The organism is Gemmobacter aquaticus (genome assembly GCF_007859075.1).
GTDB classification, from domain to species: Bacteria; Pseudomonadota; Alphaproteobacteria; order Rhodobacterales; family Rhodobacteraceae; genus Gemmobacter; species Gemmobacter aquaticus.
Genome location: NZ_VOAK01000024.1, coordinates 170,476 through 194,335 on the forward strand (window position 1 = coordinate 170,476; position 23,860 = coordinate 194,335).

General features: G+C 60.1%; 13 protein-coding genes. 9 read left to right on the plus strand and 4 right to left on the minus strand.

Features of this window, described 5'->3' with window-relative positions; genetic code table 11:
- Positions 1-71: 71 nt before the first annotated feature.
- The gene (locus tag FQU74_RS16635) at positions 72-353 is read left to right on the plus strand and encodes a hypothetical protein (protein WP_146287602.1); all 282 of its coding nucleotides are present in this window, start codon (positions 72-74) and stop codon (positions 351-353) included.
- Positions 354-450: 97 nt separating this feature from the next.
- Positions 451-585 (plus strand): hypothetical protein, encoded by a 135-nt coding sequence (locus FQU74_RS19725; RefSeq protein WP_268236787.1) that lies wholly within the window; start codon positions 451-453, stop codon positions 583-585.
- Between the two features lie 7 nt (positions 586-592).
- On the opposite strand, the gene FQU74_RS16640 is transcribed toward FQU74_RS19725, so the two are convergent.
- Positions 593-1,252: a flavin reductase family protein gene (locus FQU74_RS16640; RefSeq protein ID WP_146287603.1), complete on the minus strand. Its 660-nt coding sequence runs from the start codon at positions 1,250-1,252 to the stop codon at positions 593-595.
- Positions 1,253-1,374: 122 nt separating this feature from the next.
- On the opposite strand from FQU74_RS16640, the gene FQU74_RS16645 reads away from it, so the two are divergent.
- The 3 genes from FQU74_RS16645 (at position 1,375) to FQU74_RS16655 (ending at position 12,479) form a co-directional block, all read left to right on the plus strand.
- Positions 1,375-2,022 carry a GntR family transcriptional regulator gene (locus FQU74_RS16645; protein ID WP_146287604.1) on the plus strand — a complete coding sequence of 216 codons (648 nt, stop codon included), beginning with the start codon at positions 1,375-1,377 and terminating at the stop codon, positions 2,020-2,022.
- A gap of 354 nt (positions 2,023-2,376) precedes the next feature.
- Positions 2,377-9,846 (plus strand): sacsin N-terminal ATP-binding-like domain-containing protein, encoded by a 7,470-nt coding sequence (locus FQU74_RS16650; RefSeq protein ID WP_158635611.1) that lies wholly within the window; start codon positions 2,377-2,379, stop codon positions 9,844-9,846.
- The gene (locus tag FQU74_RS16655) at positions 9,843-12,479 is read left to right on the plus strand and encodes a DEAD/DEAH box helicase (protein WP_146287606.1); all 2,637 of its coding nucleotides are present in this window, start codon (positions 9,843-9,845) and stop codon (positions 12,477-12,479) included. The genes FQU74_RS16650 and FQU74_RS16655 overlap by 4 nt, the downstream gene beginning before the upstream one ends.
- Positions 12,480-12,712: 233 nt before the next feature.
- On the opposite strand, the gene FQU74_RS16660 is transcribed toward FQU74_RS16655, so the two are convergent.
- On the minus strand, positions 12,713-14,134 hold the full coding sequence (locus tag FQU74_RS16660; RefSeq protein WP_146287607.1) for a tyrosine-type recombinase/integrase: 1,422 nt from the start codon (positions 14,132-14,134) through the stop codon (positions 12,713-12,715).
- A gap of 38 nt (positions 14,135-14,172) precedes the next feature.
- Between FQU74_RS16660 and FQU74_RS16665 the strand changes: the two genes are divergently transcribed.
- Positions 14,173-14,427, plus strand: a complete 255-nt coding sequence (locus FQU74_RS16665) for a hypothetical protein (protein ID WP_146287608.1) — start codon at positions 14,173-14,175, stop codon at positions 14,425-14,427.
- 455 nt (positions 14,428-14,882) lie between these two features.
- Here FQU74_RS16665 and FQU74_RS16670 read toward each other — a convergent pair whose 3' ends face one another.
- Together FQU74_RS16670 and FQU74_RS16675 are read right to left on the minus strand one after the other, a co-directional pair.
- On the minus strand, positions 14,883-17,345 hold the full coding sequence (locus FQU74_RS16670) for a hypothetical protein (RefSeq protein ID WP_146287609.1): 2,463 nt from the start codon (positions 17,343-17,345) through the stop codon (positions 14,883-14,885).
- The gene (locus FQU74_RS16675) at positions 17,336-17,713 is read right to left on the minus strand and encodes a hypothetical protein (protein WP_146287610.1); all 378 of its coding nucleotides are present in this window, start codon (positions 17,711-17,713) and stop codon (positions 17,336-17,338) included. Before FQU74_RS16675 ends, FQU74_RS16670 begins: the two co-directional genes overlap by 10 nt.
- A 316-nt stretch (positions 17,714-18,029) precedes the next feature.
- Here FQU74_RS16675 and FQU74_RS16680 point away from each other — a divergent pair, with 316 nt between their 5' ends.
- Genes FQU74_RS16680 through FQU74_RS16690 form a run of 3 tightly spaced genes read left to right on the plus strand, consistent with a single transcriptional unit; the run spans position 18,030 to position 23,778 of the window.
- Positions 18,030-20,822 carry a type I restriction endonuclease subunit R gene (locus FQU74_RS16680; protein ID WP_188781591.1) on the plus strand — a complete coding sequence of 931 codons (2,793 nt, stop codon included), beginning with the start codon at positions 18,030-18,032 and terminating at the stop codon, positions 20,820-20,822.
- Positions 20,819-22,306, plus strand: coding sequence for a restriction endonuclease subunit S (locus tag FQU74_RS16685; protein ID WP_146287611.1), 1,488 nt, complete (start codon positions 20,819-20,821; stop codon positions 22,304-22,306). The genes FQU74_RS16680 and FQU74_RS16685 overlap by 4 nt, the downstream gene beginning before the upstream one ends.
- A complete protein-coding gene (locus tag FQU74_RS16690) occupies positions 22,303-23,778 on the plus strand; it encodes a class I SAM-dependent DNA methyltransferase (RefSeq protein WP_146287612.1) in 1,476 nt (491 codons plus the stop codon). Before FQU74_RS16685 ends, FQU74_RS16690 begins: the two co-directional genes overlap by 4 nt.
- Positions 23,779-23,860: the final 82 nt, after the last annotated feature.

Sequence of the window (23,860 nt, forward strand, 5' to 3'; positions counted from 1 at the left end):
CCGAACCGCATGTGCGGCCGATCGGGGGCACGAGCCACCCCTTCGCTGTCCGGCAGTTCCATGACCAAGATATGCGCTTTCTGCTCGACACCGGCGAAGACGACGACGGAATCGCCAAAATCTGCTGGCGGATGGGCCAGTGGCACAAATATCTTCTGGCCCCACTGCTAGCGCTCGCGCAAGTAAGGTTCAGCATTGCCCTGCGCAGTAAGATCTCATTCCTTGTTTGCAAGGCCCCAGCTGGCGCACGCGGCATGCGGTCCCTCCGTTTTCACGGTCAAAAAGCACAGTCGACAGGGCGTGGTGAAGAGCAGAATGCTGTCGTTCAGTTTGCGTCCGAGGAGCTGGCGTAATTTCATCGCTGCCGGCGGTGTGATCCCGGTTGGCCATCGAGGTGAATGGTCGAGGTGGAGTTTGGCGACTTCGACCACGGACCTAATGGAGACCCCGATGACCAAGACGAACGTGGACCTGTCCGAGCTTCTGGCCAAGCACGATCAGGGACCTGCAGCAGATCTTTACGGCTGCGCGACGCGCCTTCGCCGCTCCCCAAATGCCGGGCCGCCTCGGACCTCCGTCGCCTGACATGGCATCAGAGCGACGCGCGTCCCTCCAGCCCGGCCTGCGCATCGCTATCAGAACCCGGAACGCGCATCTCGAAGACGTTGTCCACAACCGTGTAGTCGAAGTACCCCAACCGGGCGATCGGTCGGATTGCGGGGATGTCCAGCCGCCCATCGGAGCGGATGACGCGATCGTCGATATGGATCTTCTCGACCCTGGCAAAGACGATGTCGATCGTGCCAACCGGTGAGTTGCCCTTCAGCCGATGGGTGCCGAGATAGCGGCATTCGAACTTGACCGGGCTCTCCTTGACCATCGGAACAGGCGCATTGTCAGCGTATTCGCGTGTCACCCCCAGGTGGTCAAACTCGCTTTCCTCCGGCGGCAGGGCCATCGCACTCAGGTTCACGGCCTCGCGCAGATCCCATGTCGCCATATTCCAGACGAACCAGCCGGTCTCCTCGGCGTTGAGCACCGTGTCCTTGCGGCGACCGTCAGGATATTGGTTGGCCGAGAACATGACCATCGGCGGGTCGAAAGACAGGTTCTGCCACTGACTATACGGCGCGATGTTCTCGACCCCTGTCCGGCTGACACTGGACAGCCAACCGATCGGCCGCGGAACGGTGCAACTCTTGAAGGGCGAGAACGGCAGCGGGCTGGGCTCCAGATGCGGGGCGTATTTCATGATGCTCTCCTTGGACGCATTTTCAGAATATGATCGATATATCGGTTGCATGGCAAGCGATTCCTTGGCATTCCTGTACCAGCCATTCCGGGGCGCCAAGCGCCCAGAGGTGAGGAAGTATCATGGGCAACCAATCCGACCAGGCCGTCGAACAACTGCAACGAATGATCGAACACGGTGAGCTGAGGCCCGGCAGCATGGTGTCGGAACGCGGATTGATGGAGCTGACGGGTCTCGGGCGCACCCCGGTGCGCGAAGCGATCCAGCGGCTTGCGATGACGCGGATGCTGCACGTCCACCCCAGCAAGGGGATCGAGGTTCCTGCCGTCTCGGTCGAGGATCAGCTGAACGGGCTGGAGGTGCGCCGCACGCTCGAAAGCCTAGCAGTTACATTGGCCTGCACTCGCGCCACGGAGCAGGACATGACCGATATGGGCACGCTCAGAAGTGCGCTCACCGGCGATTTCCAACTGTCGGCCTATGCCGAAACGGTCAGGCAGACCCATGCGCTGATCATTCGTGCAGCATCGAACCCCTATCTCGATACCATGATGACCCCACTGCAGGCGCTATCGCGCCGGTTCTGGATCATTCACGTCAGTGACACCGCACGCGAGATCGCCGAGGGCCGCGCCCTGCATGCCGAGATCCTGACGCAAATCCTGAACCGCGACGCCAACGCCGCCAAAACCGCATCGCTCGCACTGAACGACTATCTCGTGCGCTTTGCCGTCGCGACAATCACCCGGCGCGCACATCCGGGGAACTGAACTGACCGATGGTTGGAGCTAGGACGAGTTCATGGCGCGCACACGCCAAGGCATGTCGGTCGATGACGCCTGAGATGGTAAGGTTGGCAATAGCGAACGATGGGCGGAGAGCCGCCCGTGAGGCTGCGGCATCGCGCCCGCGGCAATCAGCGAACAGCGGACCTTCGCATCCCGCTCAGACGGCTACGCGACGGGCAGAAAAACGGACTTAGCTCCCAAGAAATACTCTTCTTACGCGCCCGGTGACCGGCCTCATCGATGGTCGGCATCGCCGCCCATCGGGATACTCGCTGCGAGAGAACTTCGAAGCCGAGTCGATCTTGCGCTTTGCCCTCTTATCCATTCCACTCCGTAATGTGCGGCTTGCCAAACGTAATTTCCGCCGCTTCGCCTATTGAGAAGAGTTTTCCGCCCATGACGATGCACCGCGACGAAAAGTCGATCATCGAGGACCTTCGGACCAACCTGAAGGAACGCTACCATTTCGAGGGCGGACGGACGCTCCTGCGAGAACTGCTGCAAAACGCGGATGATTCCGGTTCAGAGCAAGTCAGGATCGCAGTCCTGCCCGGCTGGCCCGAGGCAGATCACCCGCTCCTGAGGGTTCCGGGGCTGATGGTTGCGAACGACGGCCGATATGACGCGGAATCAGCGCAAGGGATTGCGCGCTTCGGCGGCAGCGTCAAGGCCACCGACACCGCTGCCATCGGGCGGTTCGGAATGGGACAGAAGACAGCGTTCCACGTCTGCGACGCCTTTCTCGTTGTCTCTGAAGGGCACGAAACCGAAGTTCCGCCCCTGGTGGTCAATCCCTACATCGTCATCGGAAAGCCCGGGGATGCCTGCCTCGAATGGGAAGACGCACCGACCGCGCGGGACCGTGATCTGCTTCTGTCCAGTGGCCTCGCAGGCTTCGCCCGGAAGATGGTCCAATGGTATCCCCTCCGGAGCTCAAGCCTCAAACCGAAGACGACCACCAACGGCTTCCTACCCAAGTCCTACGACACAAGCTTGCTGGATGATGCCAACGACCCGTTCTGGCTGTCTGGCATCGTTTCGCTGTTGCGCAACGTCAGCAAGCTCGAGGTTGTCGTGGCCAATGGCACGTCCATTGTCATTGATCGGGCCGCTTCCCCGCGTCTGCGCTTCGATCCCGCAACGCCGGGGCAGACGGATTTCGGCGGTCCGCTATGTGCCGGAATCCGCAGTGTAGGCAAGGAGATAATGGCGACGGCGGATTTCGGCACTGACCTGACCGCCTCGGAAGGTTGGCCGGACATCCTCGATCGGCAGGACGATGTCATGGTTCGGCAGAAGGCGTTGCCGCATGGTGCTGTGGCGCTTCTCGTTGATCCCGACGGGCGAGATGAACTCGACATCACGTGGTCCGTTTTCCTTCCGGTCGCGAGCGAAAGCGCGCCCCATGTCGTTGGGACTGGAAAGGTGCGGCTGTTCCTGCATGGCTACTTCTTCGTAACCAGCGGACGGGACGCCATCCTCGGCCACGACAAGGACATGCTGGACGACGTCAGCGCCGCATGGAACGCGCGGGTGCGCGACGAACTCGTGCTGCCTCTGCTGCCGGGTTTGTTAATGGATGCACTCGAGTCAGACGCCCTGACTGAAGAAAAGCTCCACGCGGTCGTGTCCGGCTTGAATGCGTCCGAGCTCATACGGAACCATCGCACCGCGATCTCGTCGCGGCAAGTTTTGGCACGGACCCTGAGCGACCGAAAGATCGGCTGGACGCTGAAAGTGCCCAGCCTTCAATTCCGCGCTCTGCCCGCGCCGGAAAACACCCGACTTCCCAAGATCCTGGAGCTGATCCCCGACATCGAGCAACGCATGGCTGAGTGGAACCTTGTTCCAACGGTCGGGTCCAACGCAGTCCTGGCGCCAGTTGCCGCTGCCTGGCAGGACGAGGAGCTTGCCCGGATGGCCGGGCTCCTAACCCCCACCGTATTCGGTAAGGGAGGTAAGCTCGCACGCTTCGGTGAATTCCTCGATTTTGTACGCCGCGAGCGCGTGGACAAGTCGCTAGCACTTGTCGAGCCTGTCTTGGACCTGCTTCGCCGGGCGATGGCACAGCGCGATGTCGACATGGCAGAGAGCGAACACATACGGATGGTCCTTCGCCATCTTCCGGACGATTGTGTGCTGCCCATGCCACCGAGCGTGATGCGCAGCAGCAAGATGCGCCGGACGCTGGCCTCGGTCGAGGCTGCGCCGCTGTGTATTCACCAGGACTGGCGTCCGACAAGCTTGGGAGCCCGAACCCTGTCGCTAATCGAAGCGAAGGCCCTGTTGACGGCCCTGCAACCGCTGCTGAAGGACACCGCGACCGAGGACGCGGCCGCAACCGCCGCGATTGCCATCCTGAAGGCGATGGGGGTCAACCTGGCAGAGGCACAGGCTGACGCGGAGTTCCGGGCCCTGCACATCGTCCGGGTCGATAAGGGACTTGGCTTCCCTCGAAGTGCCAGCCTCGACGATCTGTCAAAGGCAGCAAGCGGCGGTCGGCTTTTCGCACATAACAACGAGAACCGGAAACTTGTCGAGCTGCTCGAACGTGCAGCCCCCGGAGCCGGCGCCATGATGATCAACTATGCCGAGGCAGCCCAGCTTCTGACCGAACTTGGAATTGGCCTGACTTATGCGAAGGATCCTTCGTATGAAACGGCCCGCCTTGCCGCGGAGGCAGATGCTTTTGGGCCCGATGAAGCGCGTCTCGACCTGATGCACAAGCTCTGGAGCACCGAGAGCAAGTACCGCCCTTATCTGCGCGCACTTCTTGCCGGACGTCGCGAAGCCCGCTTCGACGACCGAGACCTGCTTTGGATCGAAGGGGGGAACGTCCAGCTCGACACCTTTGCGCGCACCCTCGTCGGTGGAGACGACAAGACTATCCTGCTGTCTTCGACCCTGCTGATGCGCATCGATGCAGAGAAACAGGGCCTGCTTGGTGTCCGCCGGTTCGATGGCGCAGTTCTTGGCCAAAAGTTCGTCGCCAACCAGAGGTATATTGCAGCGGCTCCGATTTCCTCAGAACTGTTATCGGCCTTCTTCACGGCGAATATCCCAGACGAAGATCTCGAGCGTCTACCGATCTTCGAGACGAACCAAGGGCGCGTTTCTGCCGTGCAAGGCTATCGCCATAACCCGGACCTGCCCTTTCCGGATGGTATCGATGTGCCCATATTGCAGGCCCCTTTCGGCAACGCGGCGCAGGAACAGTTTCGCCGGATCACCTCGGCACGGATATGGTCTGCAGAAAGGCAACTTGTCTTCCTCCTCCGCCAACCTGAGCCCGCGCGGTACGGCGCGCAGATCATCGCGTCCATTCGGGAAGGCAGAAGTCCGGAAACTCTCCCCTTGCTTGCGGAGGCGCCGTGGCTCACGCTTAAGGACGGGCACGCTGTCGCGCCTGCGTCAGTGATGGATCTGCCGGGTTTGAATTCGGACCTGCTCCCTGCGGACATTGCAACGCGGAACGATTTACCGGTCGGTCTGCTGGACGAGGACACCCTACGTCTGCTGGTGAAAGACGGTGTGCTGAAGGACGCCGCCGCAAGCAAAAGTGCCCTGCTTGATCGTCTTTCTGATGGAAGCCTCCCGTGCTGGTTCGGCGAGCGGCCGGGTGACATCGCCGCTCACCTGCAATCGCTCGCAAAAGATGGCGCGGATCTGACTTTGCCGGGATGGCCCCTTCTGGCCTGGCTGTTGTCGGCGCCAGGCGCCGAGGCACTGACCATCATGCGCGAGGTCCAGCAGCATGGAGCACCGGACCCTGAACACTTCCACGGTTGGATGGATGCGCTATCACGCATCGCCGCGTCAGGAAGCCACGCCGCCCGCGCTGTCTATGACTCGGGCTTCCGCCTTCTGGCGAGAACGTCGATCGGTCAGATCGGGAAGATCCTTTCCGGAACGCTGGTGCCAACGCGCGACGGAACCTGGCGTGCCGCCACCGAGGTGGTCGCGCATGGCGGTGCCGTTGCCTTCCCGTATCGTCTCGACCCCGAATTGTCGCGGTTGCTCCCGCAGACCGCACAGGGTTCGAGCGACGACCCGCGAAAGCTTCGCCTAAGCGACCCGCCCGCTGAACTGACAGAAAAGCAGTCCGCCGATAGCCTGAGGCCGATCCTCGCCCGTGCGAAAGTTGCCGTTCCCGCTGAGATGCTTGCCGTTCTGGTGTTTATGCTCGGTCGGTCGGATTACTGGCGCGCTCTGATGCGTGAAGAGCTTGGCCTGGCTGCCCCGGTTATCGAGGGGATCGAGCGCGATTTCGAGAGCCAGGTGGAGGCGGGGTACAGGAAAGGTAGCGACCAAAGCCTCAAGGCCCGGTCCGCCCGAATGCGAATCCAGTTCCGTCCGCGACGCGATCTGCAAGGTGAGGACGAGTTCGTCAGCATCGCGGGAACATCCGTGATGCTCCCCCTCGGAGACGCGCAGCCGCTGGAGATCGTCGGAACCATCTATCAGAACTGGAAAAACGAGCATACCAAAGACTTGCATAGCCTAAAAAGGCGACGCGCTCTCGACGTGGTGTTGCCGGACGATGTGCGGCTGACGGACCGACATGTCACTGAATTCTGCCGAACCCTGGCCGAAGAATATGTCGGCAGTGTCAAGGATCAACCCGAAGCACGCGCCGCTCTGGACGCGCTGCTTGCAGGTCGAGCACGGTTTGCCGAACATGTCGCGAGTGCAGTCAGGGCCGAAATCCGCGACCAGATGCCAAAGATCCTTGGCGAAATGAAGCCTAGGCCCGGCGGCATCTTGGAACGTGCGCGAAAGGACTACGAGGATGCGGTGCGCGGCGCTGGAGATGGTGCCGATGCCATTCGCAAAGATCTTAAGGACCGGCTTTGGACGACCGTCGATCAACCCGTTGGACACGCGGAATTGCTAGAACGCGTGCGGGCGAGGATCACAGAGGACGGATACACTCCGGCACGGATCTTCTTCGAGCTTTTCCAGAACGCGGACGATGCCTGGCAGCAGGATCCAGCCTGGACCGATGCCCCCGGACGGTTTGAGCTTTCGCGCAATCGTGGTACGACCACCATGAAACACTGGGGAAGGCTCATCAACGTTGTCGGTACAGGCAGTCACGGCGAGCGCATGGGCTGGCACCGAGACCTCTACCATATGCTTCTGCTCAACCTCAGTGACAAGGATCGCGCGGAGGCCGTGACGGGCAAGTTCGGCCTGGGCTTCAAGGCAGTCCATCTTCTGGCGGATCAGGTGCGGATCGCCAGCCGACACGTCGCCTGCCACGTCCATGGCGGGCTGCTGCCCGATCCTTGGGATCAGGGAAAGGAGCGTTCTTTTGGTGCGACACGGAAGGGCCGCCCCGCCACGATCATCGAATTCGATCAGAAGGCGGGACAGGACTATGACGCGGCCTGGGACGCTTTCCGCCGGTCAGCGCGCTGGTTGCCCGCAATGGCGCGTGGCATCCGGCAGGTCGATATCCGCAAGGAGGCTCTCGCCGAGACCTTCGGCGCGTCCTTCGAGGATACGGGAACCGAGAACGTCCGAATTTTGACCTTGACCGGAACCGAATCCGGCAAGGCGCTTGTACTTGATCTGGACGAGGATACGACGCTGTTCTTGCCCCTCGGTCCGACCGGGCCGATTCCGCCCGCCGAAGGTACCCCCGGCCTGTGGTTGCTGGCGCCGCTGGATGTCGACGCGCGCCCGCGATGGCTAATGAACAGCCGCAGCTTTGCAGTCAATCCGGGCCGGGGGCACCTGCGGGGCACATTGGACGAACGCAAGGCTCTGTTCCGAAAGCATGGCACCAGCCTAGCGCGCAGGCTCAAGTCTTTGGCAAAACTGCTAGAAAACGACTGGCCTGCGTTCGCGCAGAAGGCCGGTTTGTCCAATCCGGACCCTGAAGAAGGCCGAAGCCTGTTCTGGACCGCCCTGGCCGACAACTTCATACCGGATCTGCGTCACGACTTGCTAGGGTCTCTCCACATGGACGATACCCGACCGCGTGACATCACCAACCAGACCCCCGACAGCGCCCGGCTCGGCTGGGCGAGTCTGGTCAGCGACGCGCCCGTCTTCCCGACAGGTCTCGCCGCTCCCTTCGCACCCCTGTTGCGAGCCACGGATGTTCGCTGGCAAGTCGCCGGCGTGATGGATTTTCCGGGTGCCGCAAATCGGCTTGCAGGTCATCCCGCCGCCCAGCGGATCCTGTCGAGCAGCGTGTCGAGCCGAGCAGCCCGCACGCTTGAACGCATCGGCCTCAGGGTTCCAAGTCCCCTGCATGGCGGCGGCCTTCTCGCGGAAGCTCTCAAGGAGAGTCGCCGGATCGACCCGGAACTGGCTTCATGGCTTGGCGGTATCCTGTCGTCCGCACCGATGAAGCAAGACGAACGAGAACAAGCCCTGCTCCATTTGCGCACTGCGACGTTCTGCATGGCGGATGGCAGATGGGGACCGGCGGCATTCATGCCGTATGACAATGAACGGGCCGATCCGGACGAGCGGTTGATTTCCGAGTTCGTACCATCGGACAATATCCTGTCCGGGAGTTACACCGGCGACGCGATCAGCCTTTACGAACTCGCACGCGGTAGCGGTCATCTCGGCAGCCTTCTTGCACCGGCGAGGCTCGCCCAATTTGCCCGCGAATGCAAAACGATCGAAGCGAAGCGCGCAGTTGTGACGTACATGGTGCGCGGCGAAAGAGGCCGAAAGCTGGCCGAGGAGTTGGGCATCCGGCGCTGTAGCTGGCTCCCCCCTGATTTCGAAGCATTTTGCAAAAGTGACTTCGCACAGGGGTTGAACCGCAACGATCTTCTGCGGCACGTTCTTCCGCATCTCTACGCAGGCGAACATGAGGAACGTCTCGATGGGACCCGGTATACTGCCCCTGCAGGCGGATATTCTCCGACAGGCCAGCTCGGAGGTCAGGCAAATCCAGCCCTCGTCCTCGAACGTCTCCATGCATGGTGGTCGCAAGAATCCCAGAAGCTTTGCAGCAACTACAACGTTGACACCTACCCCGCGAACTCCAAGCCGGAACGGCTCCTCGACAAGCACTACGACGATGATCCCGAAGGGTGGTTCACCTTCTTCGCCCAAGCCGTCTTCCGAAGTATCGAGTGGGGCAACGCAGCCGCCAGCCGCAACTTCATCAAAGATGCCAAGGGCGACGGCTGGTGGGGCGAGATGGCCCGTATCTCGCAAGTGCACAGCTACAAACCATGGACAGATCGACTGGAAGAGCTTGCGAGGATTGATGGCAAGGCCGAGGACTATCGACCATGGCGCCGTGCGCTGGGGGAACTCTACGTCGTCGCTCGCTGGCTTCCCGAGTACGTAGACGTCTATCAGAACCTGCCACGGTTCGTGGAACGCGAAGGAGCGATCAGCCTCGTCGATCATTGGTGGCCGAGTGCCTCGCCATTGCATCAGAGGCGCGGCACTGAGGGGGCTTCGCTAATCCGCACGCTCGGAAACGGCGCGAACTGGATGATCCGCGAGGGCGTGCGGGCCGGTATCTGGGGAGATCTCGGCGGCTATATGCACAGCTACGGCTGGGCGAAATCCTCGGCGATGGTGCGTTTCGCGGATCGGATAGGCTGGAGACATCTACTTGACCTTGGCGGGATGGATGCCTCGCGCGTAATCTACTCCGAGTTCGAAGCAGTCCTCAGGGAACGCGCATCTTTTGGTGGCGCCCTTGACCTTCCCATCCAGCTTTTAATGACCCAGAAGCACGAGGGCGCGCAGGAGGTCATCTTCGGACCTGATACCCCCAGGATTTCGAAAGACAACGTCGAAGAAGAGGACTTCATCGCATGACGACCTTCGCGCCCGAGCAATCCGTTCGGCATCCGGATCACGGTGAAGGCCGTATGGTGGTCGATCAGGGAATCTTCAGCCTCGTCCAGTTCGGTACGGACATTCATAGGGTGGAGACAGCCCAGTTGATGCGCATCGAGTCGTTGGAGGATCGGCTTACCGACCTCACTACGGACGACTCAACTGCCACGCTGGCGAAGGCGCAGGCGCTCCTGATCCGGTCGATCAACGACCAATGGGGCGTCTTTACGCGCACCCGGGTTAAGCTTCTGCCCCATCAGCTCTGGGTCTGCCGCCAGGTGACGCGCAACTGGCCAGCCCGCTGGTTGGTCGCCGATGACGTGGGCCTTGGGAAAACCATCGAAGCGGGCCTGATCCTCGATCCGCTGCTCTCCTCGAACCGGGTAAAGCGTGTTCTGGTGCTGACCCCGGCCCGTCTTGCCCCGCAATGGCGCGACCGGATGAAGACGATGTTCGACATCCGTCTCAACCTCTACTCCGCCGACCTCGATCGCGGAAAGATCAGCTACTGGGAGACGGCCGACAAAGTGGTCGCCTCGTTCCATACGCTCCGCATGGACAAGGCGCGCGAGCGTCTGTTGATGGCCGAGCCTTGGGATCTGGTTCTGGTAGACGAAGCGCATCACTTTCAGGCGGTCGAACGCAGCGCGACCCTGACCTACAACTTGCTGAAGGACATGGAGGCCGCAGGCAAAATCGGGTCGCTGGTGCTGTTCACCGGAACGCCGCACCGGGGCAAAGACTTCGGTTTCCTCGCCCTGATGAACCTCTTGCGGCCTGATCTTTTCGACCCCCAGCGCGACATCGAGGAACAGCTTGCGCACCTGCCCGAAGCGATGATCCGCAACAACAAGGCCACGGTGACCGACCTCGAAGGCAAGCCGCTGTTCAAGCCGGTGCTGACCCAGACCGTCGACTACGGCTATACTGAGACGGAGGCGGATTTCTACAACGTCATGAGCGAGTTCATCCTCGACGGTCGGGCCTATGCGAGCGACCTTGCCGGCCGTGAGCGCACCTCGCGCATGCTGCTGCTTATCGCGCTACAGAAGCTTGCCGCCAGTTCCATCGCGGCGATCCGAAGCGCCCTGTCGAAGCGCCGAGGCATGCTGGCGACGACAATCGCGCAAGGTCGAAGAGATGCCGCCCAGATCGTCGAGCCGCCAGAGGATGAAGATGACGACGAACGGTCCCAGCGCGAGGAAACCTCCATAGTCGAGACTTCTCCGACGCTCATGAGCGACGAGATTGCCCGCCTCGACGAGATCCTCGCTCGCGCCGACGGAATCACCCAAGAGACGAAGATCCTTAGATTGATCGAATTAATCGAGACCGAGCTCCCCGACGGAGAGCCCGTCTTGCTCTTCACGGAATACAAGGCCACCCAGGCCCTCGTCCTGAACGCGCTAGAAGCACGTTTCGGCGAAGGGAGCGCCGGTTTTATCAATGGTGACGAACGCCTCACGCTGCCCGATGCCAGCGGTATCGCCGTGACTCGCAACCTGGCTCGCGACACGGCGGCCGAAGATTTTAATGCCGGACGCACCCGCTTCCTGATCTCGACTGAGGCTGGCGGCGAGGGTATCGACCTTCAGCACCGTTGCGCCACGCTGGTGCATGTCGATCTTCCTTGGAACCCGATGCGGTTGCACCAGAGGGTCGGTCGCCTCAACCGCTACGGGCAGACCCGTGCCGTATCTGTCTACCTGATGCGAAACCCCGAAACCGTCGAGGCACGTATCTGGTCCCTTCTCGAAGAAAAGCTCGCGCGTATCCAGGCCACGCTCAGTGCATCGATGGAGGAAGCCGAGGACATTGCCCAGCTCGTGATCGGCATGGCTGGATCCTCGGTTTTCGACGAGCTTTATTCTGAGGGGTATTCGAAACAAGGCCGAGAAACCCTGAGAAGCTGGTGGACCGCCAACAGCAATCGCTTCGGCGGCGACAATGCGCTCGCGACGGCCCGAAGCCTTTTCGGCTCTGCATCAAAATTCGATTCCGCGACGATGGCCAAGGAAATCCCGCAACTCGATCTCCCACAGCTCGAGCCGTTCTTCCGGAACGCCGCCAAGACACACGGGCGCAGGGTTACGACCTCTGAGGCGGGTCTCTCGATCGCGACGCCCGAGATCTGGCGCAACGATCTGGATCTGAAATCCCGATACGATGGGCTGACGTTCGACCGCGACCTCGCGCCGAAGGAGCAGATGAACCGAATGATGGGGATCGGGCATTCCCTTGTCGACAAGTTTCTGGAGCATGCAGTCAACCGGCCGGTCTTTGCCGCATATCTCAAGGATCTCGAAAACACGATCCTGCTAGCACGGGTGGAGGACGAACTGACGGGAACGAAGGCGACCGTTCATCGCATCGTCCTCGGAGTGCAACACGGGCAGTCCGCCATCCTGCGAGACGGTGAGCTGTTGTCGTTGCTCAATCGCTGCACTGGGTTGGAAGCGGCACCAACCGAACTATCAGTAGAACATGCAGCGACGTTGCGCGAGCTGTCGATGCAGCTTGAAGCATCTGAACTCCCGGGATCGTTTGGGTTCACCTACCCAAAGGCAAGGCCCATCATGGCATTGGTGCCTGCATCCAGCAGAGTTCTCTGATAGTCGTGTTCCCCCCGACCAGTAACGGGAAACATGGAAGGGGTGTCGTAACCACTCGATTGTAGCCGCCCTTGCGCGTTCGGGCGATATCTTGGGTGGCCGACTGCTTTGGGGAAGCCGCTTTGCGGCGACTGCGTCACCCCGACCGGCCGCATAGGGCCGAGTGTCGAAGGGCACCGCCGCCCGCCCTTCAATCGCGTCGCTGCATCGCCGCAAGTCCGAACTGAGCCCACTCAGAGCGAGGCTGAGCATCCGGAAATCGCGCCGTGTCGGAAGCTGGCGTTGGTCACGAAGCTTCCTGTCTCAATTAGTTCGAGAGCGTTTGCCAAGATTGCCAAGGCCTCTTCCTGTGGATCACGGGTTTCGTTTAGCACCCTAGTGAGTTGAAGATAGTGGGATGCGGCTCCGCCAACGTTCGCACCTCGGAAGGGGTCTGAATGGGCCAAGATATGTTCGATTGTTGACGTCGGCACCTTGAGCGAATGCATGATAGTGGCCGCCGTTCGCCGCAAGTCGTGCCTATGCCAACCCTGGGTCCTGCTCGCCTCACAAAGTGCACGTTGATAGCGAGTCCAGTTGCCCAGTGGTCCATCTCCGGTGCTGTTTGGGAACACCAGATCTTTGGAATTTGCGCAAGCCCACTGGGGCAACTGACGAAGGACTGACACAGCTGCCTCTGATAGAGGCAGGTCTTGGCTGCGAGGGCCACCCTTGGTCGACTTGACGCTGGGCTTATGCCAAACATGATTGACGCGATCGAAGTCTCCCCAACGCATTGAGCAAACTTCTTCGAGCCGTGCGGCGGTAAACAACAGGAACCTCATCGCAATTGGCCGATAATCACTCCCCGGTTGGAGCTTCAGGTCGCCGATCTTTGGCGCGGGGTACTGAAGCAGCGGAAGCACTGCCCGCAGCTCCGCTTCGGTGAGAACCCTATTTCGCTTGCCTGTAATGGTCGGGTCAGCTGCGGCAGGGTCGTGGGTCGTCGCAAGATTTGCGACATTCAGTCTTGGCATGCGCGATGCACCGATTTTCGAGTAGCTCCTCCTTCCTGCGGCCCAGTCAAGGACGGGGCCGAGATAGCCCCGGGCACGCGAAGCCTGGCCATTTGCTGTCGCCTTGCCGTTGCTTGGATTGACACGTCTGTATGAAAGCACCGCGTGCGCGAAATCCTCATCGGTGACCTCCACGACGTCTTTAGCCAAGAGATTTGCATAGACGCGCTCAATCACCTGACGCGCTCCACTTCGTTCTGATTTCGGTCCGCGAGGCGCCCAGGTCTTCTTTGATGAAGCAAAGCGCCCCTCGAACTCGCAAACTAAATCGCGGAGCGTCACCAATTCCGCCGGTTGTGCTGCGGCTGTCCGAATCTTCCGCTTTTCTCCGTTTATGTCCCTCCCATCCTTGAGATCCAGGCGAGCCCTGTTCGCCGCCTCCCTGGCCTCCTTTAGCGACACTTGGGGGTAGCAACCGAGCGTCACCGTCTTGAGCTGACCAGCTGCATTTCGAGCCTTGAGAATGAATGCCACCTCTCCGCCAGACGAAATCCGAGCTCTAAGCCCTGTGACGACGCTATCGGTAATTTCGTATCTTTGGCCTGTTGGCTTCAGCTTGCGAAGCGCCGCATCCGATAGTGAGGGCTTAGCTCTGGACAATTCGTCACCTCTTCTGGGCTACATCTGGGCTACATTACTTGGCCGACTTGGTGCATTTGCTTGCGACTGCATACGATCAGTTGCCACACCATGTCAGCAGTAATATCAATTTACTTCATAAGGTTATGCTAGAATATCACTTGAATGCAAAGGGGATGCGCATCATCGACAAGCAGATTGAAAATCCGCGTGTCGGCGGTTCAAATCCGTCTCCGGGCACCACTTACATCACACTGATATCGCTACACAAAATAGAGCTTGAAGCTTTGCTTTTCAAGTCTGCGGCGCCTTAATTTCCGCGGCCCGGGTCACAACGGGGTCACAAGATACGTACCATCGGCTCCGGGTTACAAGACACCCAGAACGGCACTCCTCCCAAAATGAGTTCTCCGGAATAGTCACTTTGGGCAGTTGATTCTGTCCATTTGTCCGGCCAACAGACAGTCTGCCCCTGCCCCCCCCAGCCTCCATAGACCTCAGGAAAAGAACAGGTTGACGGCCGAGACGAAGACAAAATGATTTTGCCCCGCCCCCTCGGGTTGACCGAGGGGGCGATGCGTCGCCAGACGCGGCTTCGTTTCGGCAGTCAAGGCAAGCGCAAAGGTTCCATGCGAGCGCAGGAGGGAGGAACTTGAAGCCGAGGCCGGTGACTCGGGTTCCCCTCCTGCGCGGCATTTTCGCGAGAAAATGCGCATGGAAGGCGCTTGCTGGACCTGTTGTTTTCCTGTGGTCGGCTCTCGCAAGCCCGCTATCCGCCGGGGTCAGGGCCGGACCCTGACGCTTCGGGCTTGTCATCACCGGGATGGTTGGACGGCTGCTGATCTTCGACAGGGGCGGGTGCCGTCCAAGCGATCAATGCCAGCCTGCCATCAGGGGCCAGACAGGCTTGGCGCAACCGCTTGGTTTCTGAGAACAGATGGACCAGCCTCTCAATCGCCCGCGCCAAAGATGAAGATGGTCCCTCGCGCGATCTGGCCACCAGCATGCAGTCATGAACCTTACCGCCCCTCAGCGCCCGCTCAAGTTTGCTTGCGAAAGCAGGTTCCAGCAACGCCGCTGCCGTTTGCAGCTTGACGCTGCGCCCAGCGATCTTGGGCACCAATTGCCGCAGCGCCGGGAGGTCGGCGGGATCTTCGTACAGCAGGAGAAGCACGGGCTTGGCGTGACTTTGCTCAGAGGGCAATCCAATCAGAGATTTGAGTGTGGAAATGACCCGATCCAGCCTGCCGGTCTGTCTTGGGCTGGCATCCGTCACGGCCTCCATCGAAAGATGGAGCCTTCCCGCGCCCTCAACATCGACAGCCAGACCCACGCCCGCCATGGGGTTAATTCTGTAATTTTGGCCGGGCATCGCCTCGCGAAAGGCGCGCTTCACCTTTTTGATCAACCACAACCGCGTGCCGCGCTGGTCGCCCTTCAGGCCGCCCCTGACAGCCACAACTGCATCTCTTGTATCGCCTTGGTCGTCTCGCTCTCGTGTCGAAGCAAAGTTCGCAACGCCGTCTCGATCCGCAACAGACGCTCCTCCTGCTGCTTGAACGCCCCCTGTGGCCCAAAAATGTCGACCATCGCCTCCACCGAACTGTTCAGCCCGTTCGACACCGAGGTGAGCTGCTGGATCAGTTCCTCGAGGCGCTGGCCCGCTCCCCCCGACAGACCTGAGGCCCCCGATAGAAGGGCGGTCAAGGGGTTCACCAAGCGGACCAGTTGCTGGACCATGGCCAATAGCTCCGCGACCTGCTCTGGCGATAAGGGCGCGGCGATGGAAGGCGAGTGAGACATTGAGGGTATCAACTTTCTTTCTGAGATTGCGAAATGTGTGGATCAATGTGTCGGGGATGGCGCGATCAAACTGCATCATCCAGTCCAATGGCTTCAGGTCTGCAGCCAGAACACGAAAGGTCGAGCTGAGCAGCGCGGCAAGGCGCGTCAGGGCTGCCGAGGTGCCGTGATACCCCAGAGGGGGGCAAGGCTTTGAAGGATCGTGGTCACCTCTTGCACCTGCGTTTGTAAGGACTGGATTTCCGCCTGAAACTTGGTCGCCTGGCGCTCCCATTGCGCGCGGTCTTTGCGGTGGTTCCACTCCATCGCCTCGACCTTCTCGATCAAGGCGGCTTCCATCGGTGTGAGCAAATGCGGCATCTTCTCTCCTTTCGATCCGAATGAACCGGTGTCTTTTGGGAATGCGGGTCGAGACAGGTGCCTGCCCGGCCAACCAAGCCTCCGGATCAAAGGCCGCCTCCGGCCACGCCCCTTGGCCGTATCGATCCCGGTTAAACCTCGCCACGCGCGACCATTCCTGCCCGTATCTTACGATGATCGAGCCTTGGTCTTTTCCGGGTGCAACCTGAGCTTCCAAATTTCGGAGCGCCGCCGATTGGGCCACATTTGACAGCCGAGCAGCCCGTAGTCGGAAAACCGGCGCTGTCGCGCTTCCATCACAGGGGCCAATCGTGGTGCTCTGATCCGTGACTTTCATGACCCTGAGGCCAAAGCCAGAGAGCACCGCGTTGATCCGCACCTTGGCTTCCTCTTGGCCCTTAGGCGGATCGGCGTGGAAATGATGACGCAGGGTCATCAAGGCATCATCCAGCGGATCGGGCTGCACCCCCTCCCGCCGCGCCGCTGCCCATCTTTTGTGGCGCCAAGCGGGGAGCGAAAAGGCCTGCACACGCGCAGGGTCGTTCGGATCATCCAAATCATAGCGCAGGTTGACGAGATCCCGCATTGCATCCCAGAGCCGTTTCGAGGCCAATCCAGGGGGCGCGGGATTAAAGGCCCGCCACATCCCATCGGGACGCTTGATCGCTTGCGGAACCGCGAAGTTCACTTCAAGGCGTTCAGTATGGGTATGCGTGCCGATGACGAGAGGAGGTCTTGCGGCCTTTGGCACACCGGGGAAAAGAGTTGCCTCAAGCAGACCCGTGATTTCCTCAACCATCTTTCGACGATCATGATCCCCCGCATTGAAGGCCCTGACATCCAACTCATCCGCCGAAAAGCTGAGCGTGCCTGATCGGTATCTGTTCTGAAATCGCAGTGCGCGAACTGTGGCGGAGAACAATCCCGGATCGCCGCACAGCAGTTCAGGGATCGGGTTGCGACGCATGAGGCCACCATCGGCGCCCGGCCCCATCGACGCGAAGAAATAGGCCATGACGCCGCGCCCAATTTCTCGCCGATGTGAGGAGAAGCCAACGATCATTCCCAAGCCTCCTCATCACCCCAATCGACCGTGATGTCCCTGACTGGCCCCGAAGGCAGCAAGGCGCGCTCAATGCACATCAAGGTAATCCCGAAATCGAAGCACTGCTCAGGATGGCTCAAAGCCACCGTTTTCCTGGAAAGATCTTCCAGCGCTGCCGCGCACCTGAGTTGCGCCGAAAGATGCTCCGCATCACGTGCAGCGCGCCTTGAGGCGCCCGATGATCGGGCAAAGATCCGTGCAGCCAGATAGGCAGAAACCGACATTCCCGCCGCGCTGGCGTCTTGCACGACCTGCTGCTTTCGGGCAGCAGTCAGCGTAATCGTGATCGATGCGGTCTGCCTATCGGAAATATTTTTTCTTGGTCTGCCCATCACTTAACCTGAGTATTCCTCTGAGACTGAGGATCCTTGTTGTTCCCAGATAAGTTTAAGTCATGCCCTAGAAAGCCCAAAACAAAGGGGGGTCGTTTTATGTGGATAACCTCTGCTCAAGGGCGTTTTCCGCGCTCGAACATGGCAAGTACCTTCATCATTTCTGGCAGATAGGCTGAGCTCGCCCGAGAATGGGTTTCGTCATCGGCACATGGCACGCGGAAAATCCGCATTTTCAATGCCAGAGCATCACATGCGAACCAGCGCCCCGCCCACTGAACACCGCCAAGCGCGGGTCCTTGCCCTGTTGATCTTGATGATCCAAGATACCGCCGGATCACTTTTCGGAAAATTCATTCTCGTGGCAACGCTTAACCAAACCCCGGAACAGATCGCCCGTGACCAAATCGATCAACGCCTGAGTGCTGCGGGCTTCACTGTGCAAGCCATGAAATCAGTCGACCATACGGCTGGCACAGGTATCGCCATCCGCGAATACCAGACCCGTGTCGGCCCCGCCGACTATGCGCTCTTTTCCGAGAAAGTGCCCCTTGGGATCGTCGAGGCCAAGCCCGACTCTTGGGGCGCAAAAATCACCACCGTTGAAGCGCAGTCAGCCCAATATGCAGCGGCTGAACTGAAATGGATCAAGAACAAGGACCCCCTGCCGTTTATCTATGAGGCAACCGGGACGATCACGCGGTTTACCGACCTTCGCGATCCGAAACCCAGATCGAGGGAAGTCTTTTCCTTCCATCAGCCAACCACGTTGAAGGAATGGAAATCCCAAGCCAAATCCTTCAGGGCTGCCCTGCAAGATTTGCCAGCCCTAAACTCTACCGGCCTTCGTGACTGTCAGATCGGCGCCATCACGAAACTGGAAGCCTCTCTGCAAGAAGACCGCCCGAGGGCCCTCGTGCAGATGGCCACAGGGTCGGGCAAGACCTTCACGGCGATCACCCAAGTTTACCGACTCCTGAAACATGCCGGCGCGCGCCGGGTGTTGTTCCTCGTTGATACCAAGAACCTCGGGGAACAGGCCGAGCAAGAATTCATGTCTTTCGTTCCCAACGATGACAGCCGCAAATTCACGGAACTTTACACCGTCCAGCGCCTGTCCTCGGCGAATGCCTCCCCCCACGCCCAGGTTCACATCTCGACCATCCAGCGGATGTATTCGATCCTGAAAGGTGAAGACTTGGCCGAGGGCGCTGAAGATGCGCCCCCATCAGAACGCGTCTTCAGCAAGACGCCATTGCCCGTTGTCTATAACCCAAAGCTCCCGCCCGAGTTCTATGACGTTGTGATCATCGATGAATGCCATCGGTCAATCTACAACCTCTGGCGTCAGGTCATCGAATATTTCGACAGCTTCCTGATTGGCCTGACCGCCACCCCAGACGCCCGCACCTACGGCTTCTTCCAGAAGAACGTCGTCAGCGAATACACCCATGAAAAGGCCGTGGCCGATGGGGTCAATGTCGGCAATGAGGTTTACCTGATCGACACGCAGGTTTCAAAGGCCGGTGGCAAGATCAAGGCCCAGCAGCTGATCCAGAAACGCGAACGCCAGACCCGCGCGAAACGCTGGGAAAAGCAGGATGCCGAGGAAGCCTATGCCGCTTCCCAGCTCGACCGCTCTGTCGTGGTCCCCGACCAGATCCGCACCGTCATCCGTGAATTCCGCGACAAGCTGCCGACCATTTTCCCCGGCCGCAAGGAAACCCCGAAAACCCTGATCTTCGCCAAAACCGACAGCCATGCCGACGACATCATCCAGATCGTCCGTCAAGAATTTGCCGAGGGCAACGATTTCTGCCGCAAGATCACCCACCAGGCTGACAACGCGAAATCCACCCTCTCCGATTTCCGCAATGCCTATTATCCGCGCATCGCTGTCACCGTGGACATGATCGCCACCGGCACCGACGTCAAACCGCTGGAATGCCTGCTTTTCCTGCGTGACGTCAAATCCGCCAACTATTTCGAGCAGATGAAGGGCCGCGGCACCCGCGTTGTCGCCCCTGATGACCTGCGCAAGGTCACCCCCTCGGCCAATGCCAAAACCCATTACGTCATCGTGGATGCGGTGGGCGTCACCACCTCGCTGAAAACCGCCTCCCGCCCGCTCGACACCACCCCCTCGATCCCCTTCAAGGAATTGGGCATGGGCCTTGTGATGGGCGCGACCGATGAGGATGCCGTCGCCTCCTTTGCCGCCCGCCTTGCCCGGTTGAACAAACAGCTCGACGCGCCCGAGAAAAAGCGCATCGAGGACAAGGCGGGCATGCCCCTCACCTCCCTCATCCGCGACCTTTTCGATGCCATCGACGCCGACCGGATCGAGACCTTGGCGCGCCAGACCACTGGCGAGGCCGAGCCAGATGAGGCCGCGCTGAACGCCGCGCGCGACAGTTTGGTGACAGAGGCCACCAAAGGGCTGACGGCACCGCTGATCGACCTGCTGGACACGATCCGCCGCGATCATGAACAGACCATCGACCATGATACGCTCGATACTGTCACCGTCTCCACCTGGGCCGGAGAGGCGGGCGAGAATGCCAAATCCATCGCCGCCGATTTCGAAGGTTGGCTGGCCACCCATGCCGATCAGATCACCGCATTGCAGATCTATTACAGCCAGCCCGCCCGGCGCGCCGAGGTCAGCCACGCCATGATCAAGGAACTGCTGGCCATCCTGAAATCTGATCGGCCCAACCTTTCCCCCGCCCATGTGTGGCGCGCCTATGCCCATCTGGATCACTATCAGGGCAAGACGCCGGGATCAGACCTTGGCCAGCTTGTCGCCCTCATCCGCCGCGCCACCGGGCTGGATGAGACCCTGACCCCCAATGAGGACCGCGTGCGGCGCAACTTTCAGGCCTGGATTTTGAAGCGCCACTCCGGCGCGGGCGAGAAATTCACAGGTGAGCAAATGGCATGGCTGCAAATGATCCGCGACCACATCGCCCAAAGCTTCCGCATCGAGACTTCCGATCTGGACTTCACCCCCTTCGACGCGCAAGGAGGCCTCGGGCGCATGTATGCGCTGTTCGGTGAGGGGATGACGGCCGTTATGGATGAGATTAATGAGGCGCTGTCGGCATGAGATACTTCCTGCCTGAAGAGTTGCCTTCCGGGTGGGTAAAGGTCTGTCTAAATGAGGTCATCGACCATCACTCAGGTAACTCCAAGCTCATCAAAGGAAAGCAACTGAGTTTTCCAGCGAAAGGCAGCTACAAGGGCTTCAGCGCATCCGGGCAAGACGTCTGGCTTGAGAGTTACGAACAAGAAGGCCCCGCCATCGTGATTTCTGCGGTCGGCGCTCGATGCGGCAAGTGCTTCATGGCAGACGGCAAATGGAGTGCTGTCGCGAATACGCACGTTCTTCGATTTGATCCCGGGCTGATTGAACATCGTTACCTTTGGTACCTCGTCAACGATGAAGAGTTCTGGGTCCGTAGCGGTAGCGGTCAACCATTTGTAAAGACAAAGGCTTCGCTAGAGCGCCCTGTTGCTCTCCCCCCCCTCCCCGAGCAAAAGCGGATCGTGGCCAAGGTCGAGGAGCTGTTCTCCGAGCTGGATGCCGGGGAGGAAAACCTGATCCGGGCGCGCGGGCTTTTGGGGCTTTACCGGCAATCCCTGTTGAAAGCCGCCTTCCAAGGCGACCTCACCGCCGCTTGGCGCGAGGCCAACAAGGACAAGCTCGAGCCCCCCGAGACCCTCCTCGCCCGCATCCGCCAAGAGCGCGAAACCCGCTATGCCGAGGCCCTGGACGCTTGGCAAACCGCCCTCTCCGAATGGCGCGCAGGCGGCGAGAAGGGGAAAAAGCCGGGGAAGCCTTCGCGGCCGGCAGAACTCGTCACCTCGGGAAGTCCGAACGGCCATTCACCCCCGGGTTGGGTCACGGTCACAGTCGAGGGGCTTTTGAAAGAACCCCCGTCGAATGGGCGTTCGGTGAAGGACCGCAAGGGCGGGTTCAAGGTTCTTCGCCTCTCCGCGTTCAAGGGCAACCGGCTGAACCTCATGGAAGCGAAAGAGGGCGACTGGAGCGCCGAGGACGCTGAAGGCTGGATCGTCGAGGAAGGCGATTTCTTCGTCATTCGTGGCAATGGCTCAAAACACCTGGTAGGCATCGGCGCACTGGCTGTGGGTGTCCGAGAGCCTGTCGCTTACCCCGATACGATGATCCGGCTTGCGATCGATAGAGATGTCGCCTTGGCGGAATACTTCCTTCTTGTGTGGAACTCACGGATCTTGAGGGATCAAATCGAAACGGCAGCGCGGACGACCGCCGGCATTTACAAGATCAACCAACCGCATATCTGCGGATTTGCGTTTCCCCTGCCGCCTCTCGAAGAACAAAATGAGCTTGTCCATATCCTGGACGCCCAGCTCTCGGCCATCGACGCCACCGAGGCCGAAATCACCACCGCCCTCGCGAAGATCGCGGCCCTGCGGCAATCCATCCTGAAAGAGGCCTTTTCGGGCCGCCTCGTCCCGCAAGACCCCAAGGACGAACCCGCCGCCGCGCTCCTCGCCCGCCTCAAACCCAATCCGGCCCCTGCCCGCTCTCGAAAGCCCCGCACATGAGCACCAATCCGATCATTCAAAAGGTCTGGAACTTCTGCACGATCCTCAAGGATGACGGGGTGGGCTATGGCGATTATCTCGAACAACTGACCTACCTGATCTTCCTCAAGATGGCCGATGAATATGCAAAGCCGCCCTATCTGCGGGATGTGGGTATTCCTGCGGGCTTCACCTGGGCCGATCTGCGCGCGCTGAAAGGGGCCGAGCTGGAACAGCATTACATGCGGACCCTGACGACCCTTGGCACCAAGACCGGGATGCTGGGGCAGATTTTCACCAAGGCGCAGAACAAGATTCAAGACCCGGCCAAGCTGTCGCGGCTGATCGCGCTGGTGGACGAGGAGAAATGGACCATCCTTGGCGCCGATGTGAAGGGCGACATTTATGAAGGCCTGTTGGAGCGCAATGCCGAGGATACGAAATCCGGCGCAGGCCAGTATTTCACCCCCCGCGCACTGATCCGCGCCATTGTCGATTGCGTCGATCCTCAGCCCGGCAAGACCATCGCTGACCCGGCCTGCGGGACGGGGGGCTTTTTCCTTGCGGCCTATGACCATCTGTCGCGGCTGGATCTCGACCGTGAAATGAAGGCCTTCCTGAAATCCAAGACCTTCTTTGGCAACGAGATTGTCGCCGGGACGCGTCGACTGGCGCTGATGAACATGTTCTTGCACAATATCGGCGAGATGATCGGCGACAGCGCGATCTCGCCCGCCGATGCGCTGATCGCGCCGCCCGCGATGACGGTCGATTATGTCTTGGCCAACCCACCCTTTGGCAAGAAATCCTCGATGAAGTTTGTGAATGACGAGGGAGAGGCGGAAGGGGAGCTGACCTATAACCGGCAGGATTTCTGGGCCTCAACTTCGAACAAGCAGTTGAATTTCGTCCAGCACATCCATGCGATGCTGAAGACCACGGGCAAGGCAGCGGTGGTCGTGCCGGATAACGTGCTGTTTGAAGGCGGCGCGGGTGAGATCATCCGCCGGAAGCTTTTGCAGATGACGGACCTGCACACGATCTTGCGGCTTCCAACCGGGATCTTTTATGCGCAAGGCGTGAAGGCCAACGTGATTTTCTTTGACAACCGCCCGGCCTCGAAAGAGCCTCAGACGCGGGAGGTCTGGTATTACGATTATCGCACCAATGTGCATCACACGCTGAAACAGCGCCCCCTGCGGCATGAGGACCTGTCGGAATTCGTGGCGCTTTACAACAGTGCCAACCGGCATGACCGCAAAGCCACATGGAGCGAGGACACGCCAGAGGGCCGGTGGCGGGCATTTTCCCGCGAAGAGCTTTTGGCACGGGACAAGGCAAGTCTCGACCTGTTTTGGCTGAAGGACAAAAGCCTGACGGATATGGACGATCTGGCGTCGCCCGGTGAGATCGCAGAGGAAATTATGGAAAGCCTTGAGGCGGGTCTGGAAAACCTGCGTTCGGTGCTTGGGGCGCTCAAGATATCAGCTTGAGAGAAGTGTCCGGCGCGTGCAGTGACCGTTATCGTTTGATTATGCGCGGGCGTGGCGGCGTATCCTCCCTGCAATCGAAAAG

What these genes read in the sequence shown, in the direction of transcription:
- FQU74_RS16655 (WP_146287606.1), top strand. Translation starts at nt 9,843, where the DNA reads ATGACGACCTTCGCGCCCGAGCAATCCGTTCGGCATCCGGATCACGGT.
- FQU74_RS16635 (WP_146287602.1), top strand. Translation starts at nt 72, where the DNA reads ATGCGCTTTCTGCTCGACACCGGCGAAGACGACGACGGAATCGCCAAA.
- FQU74_RS16685 (WP_146287611.1), top strand. Translation starts at nt 20,819, where the DNA reads ATGAGATACTTCCTGCCTGAAGAGTTGCCTTCCGGGTGGGTAAAGGTC.
- FQU74_RS16680 (WP_188781591.1), top strand. Translation starts at nt 18,030, where the DNA reads ATGATCCAAGATACCGCCGGATCACTTTTCGGAAAATTCATTCTCGTG.
- FQU74_RS16650 (WP_158635611.1), top strand. Translation starts at nt 2,377, where the DNA reads ATGTGCGGCTTGCCAAACGTAATTTCCGCCGCTTCGCCTATTGAGAAG.
- FQU74_RS16675 (WP_146287610.1), bottom strand. Translation starts at nt 17,713, where the DNA reads ATGGGCAGACCAAGAAAAAATATTTCCGATAGGCAGACCGCATCGATC.
- FQU74_RS16690 (WP_146287612.1), top strand. Translation starts at nt 22,303, where the DNA reads ATGAGCACCAATCCGATCATTCAAAAGGTCTGGAACTTCTGCACGATC.
- FQU74_RS16645 (WP_146287604.1), top strand. Translation starts at nt 1,375, where the DNA reads ATGGGCAACCAATCCGACCAGGCCGTCGAACAACTGCAACGAATGATC.
- FQU74_RS19725 (WP_268236787.1), top strand. Translation starts at nt 451, where the DNA reads ATGACCAAGACGAACGTGGACCTGTCCGAGCTTCTGGCCAAGCACGAT.
- FQU74_RS16640 (WP_146287603.1), bottom strand. Translation starts at nt 1,252, where the DNA reads ATGAAATACGCCCCGCATCTGGAGCCCAGCCCGCTGCCGTTCTCGCCC.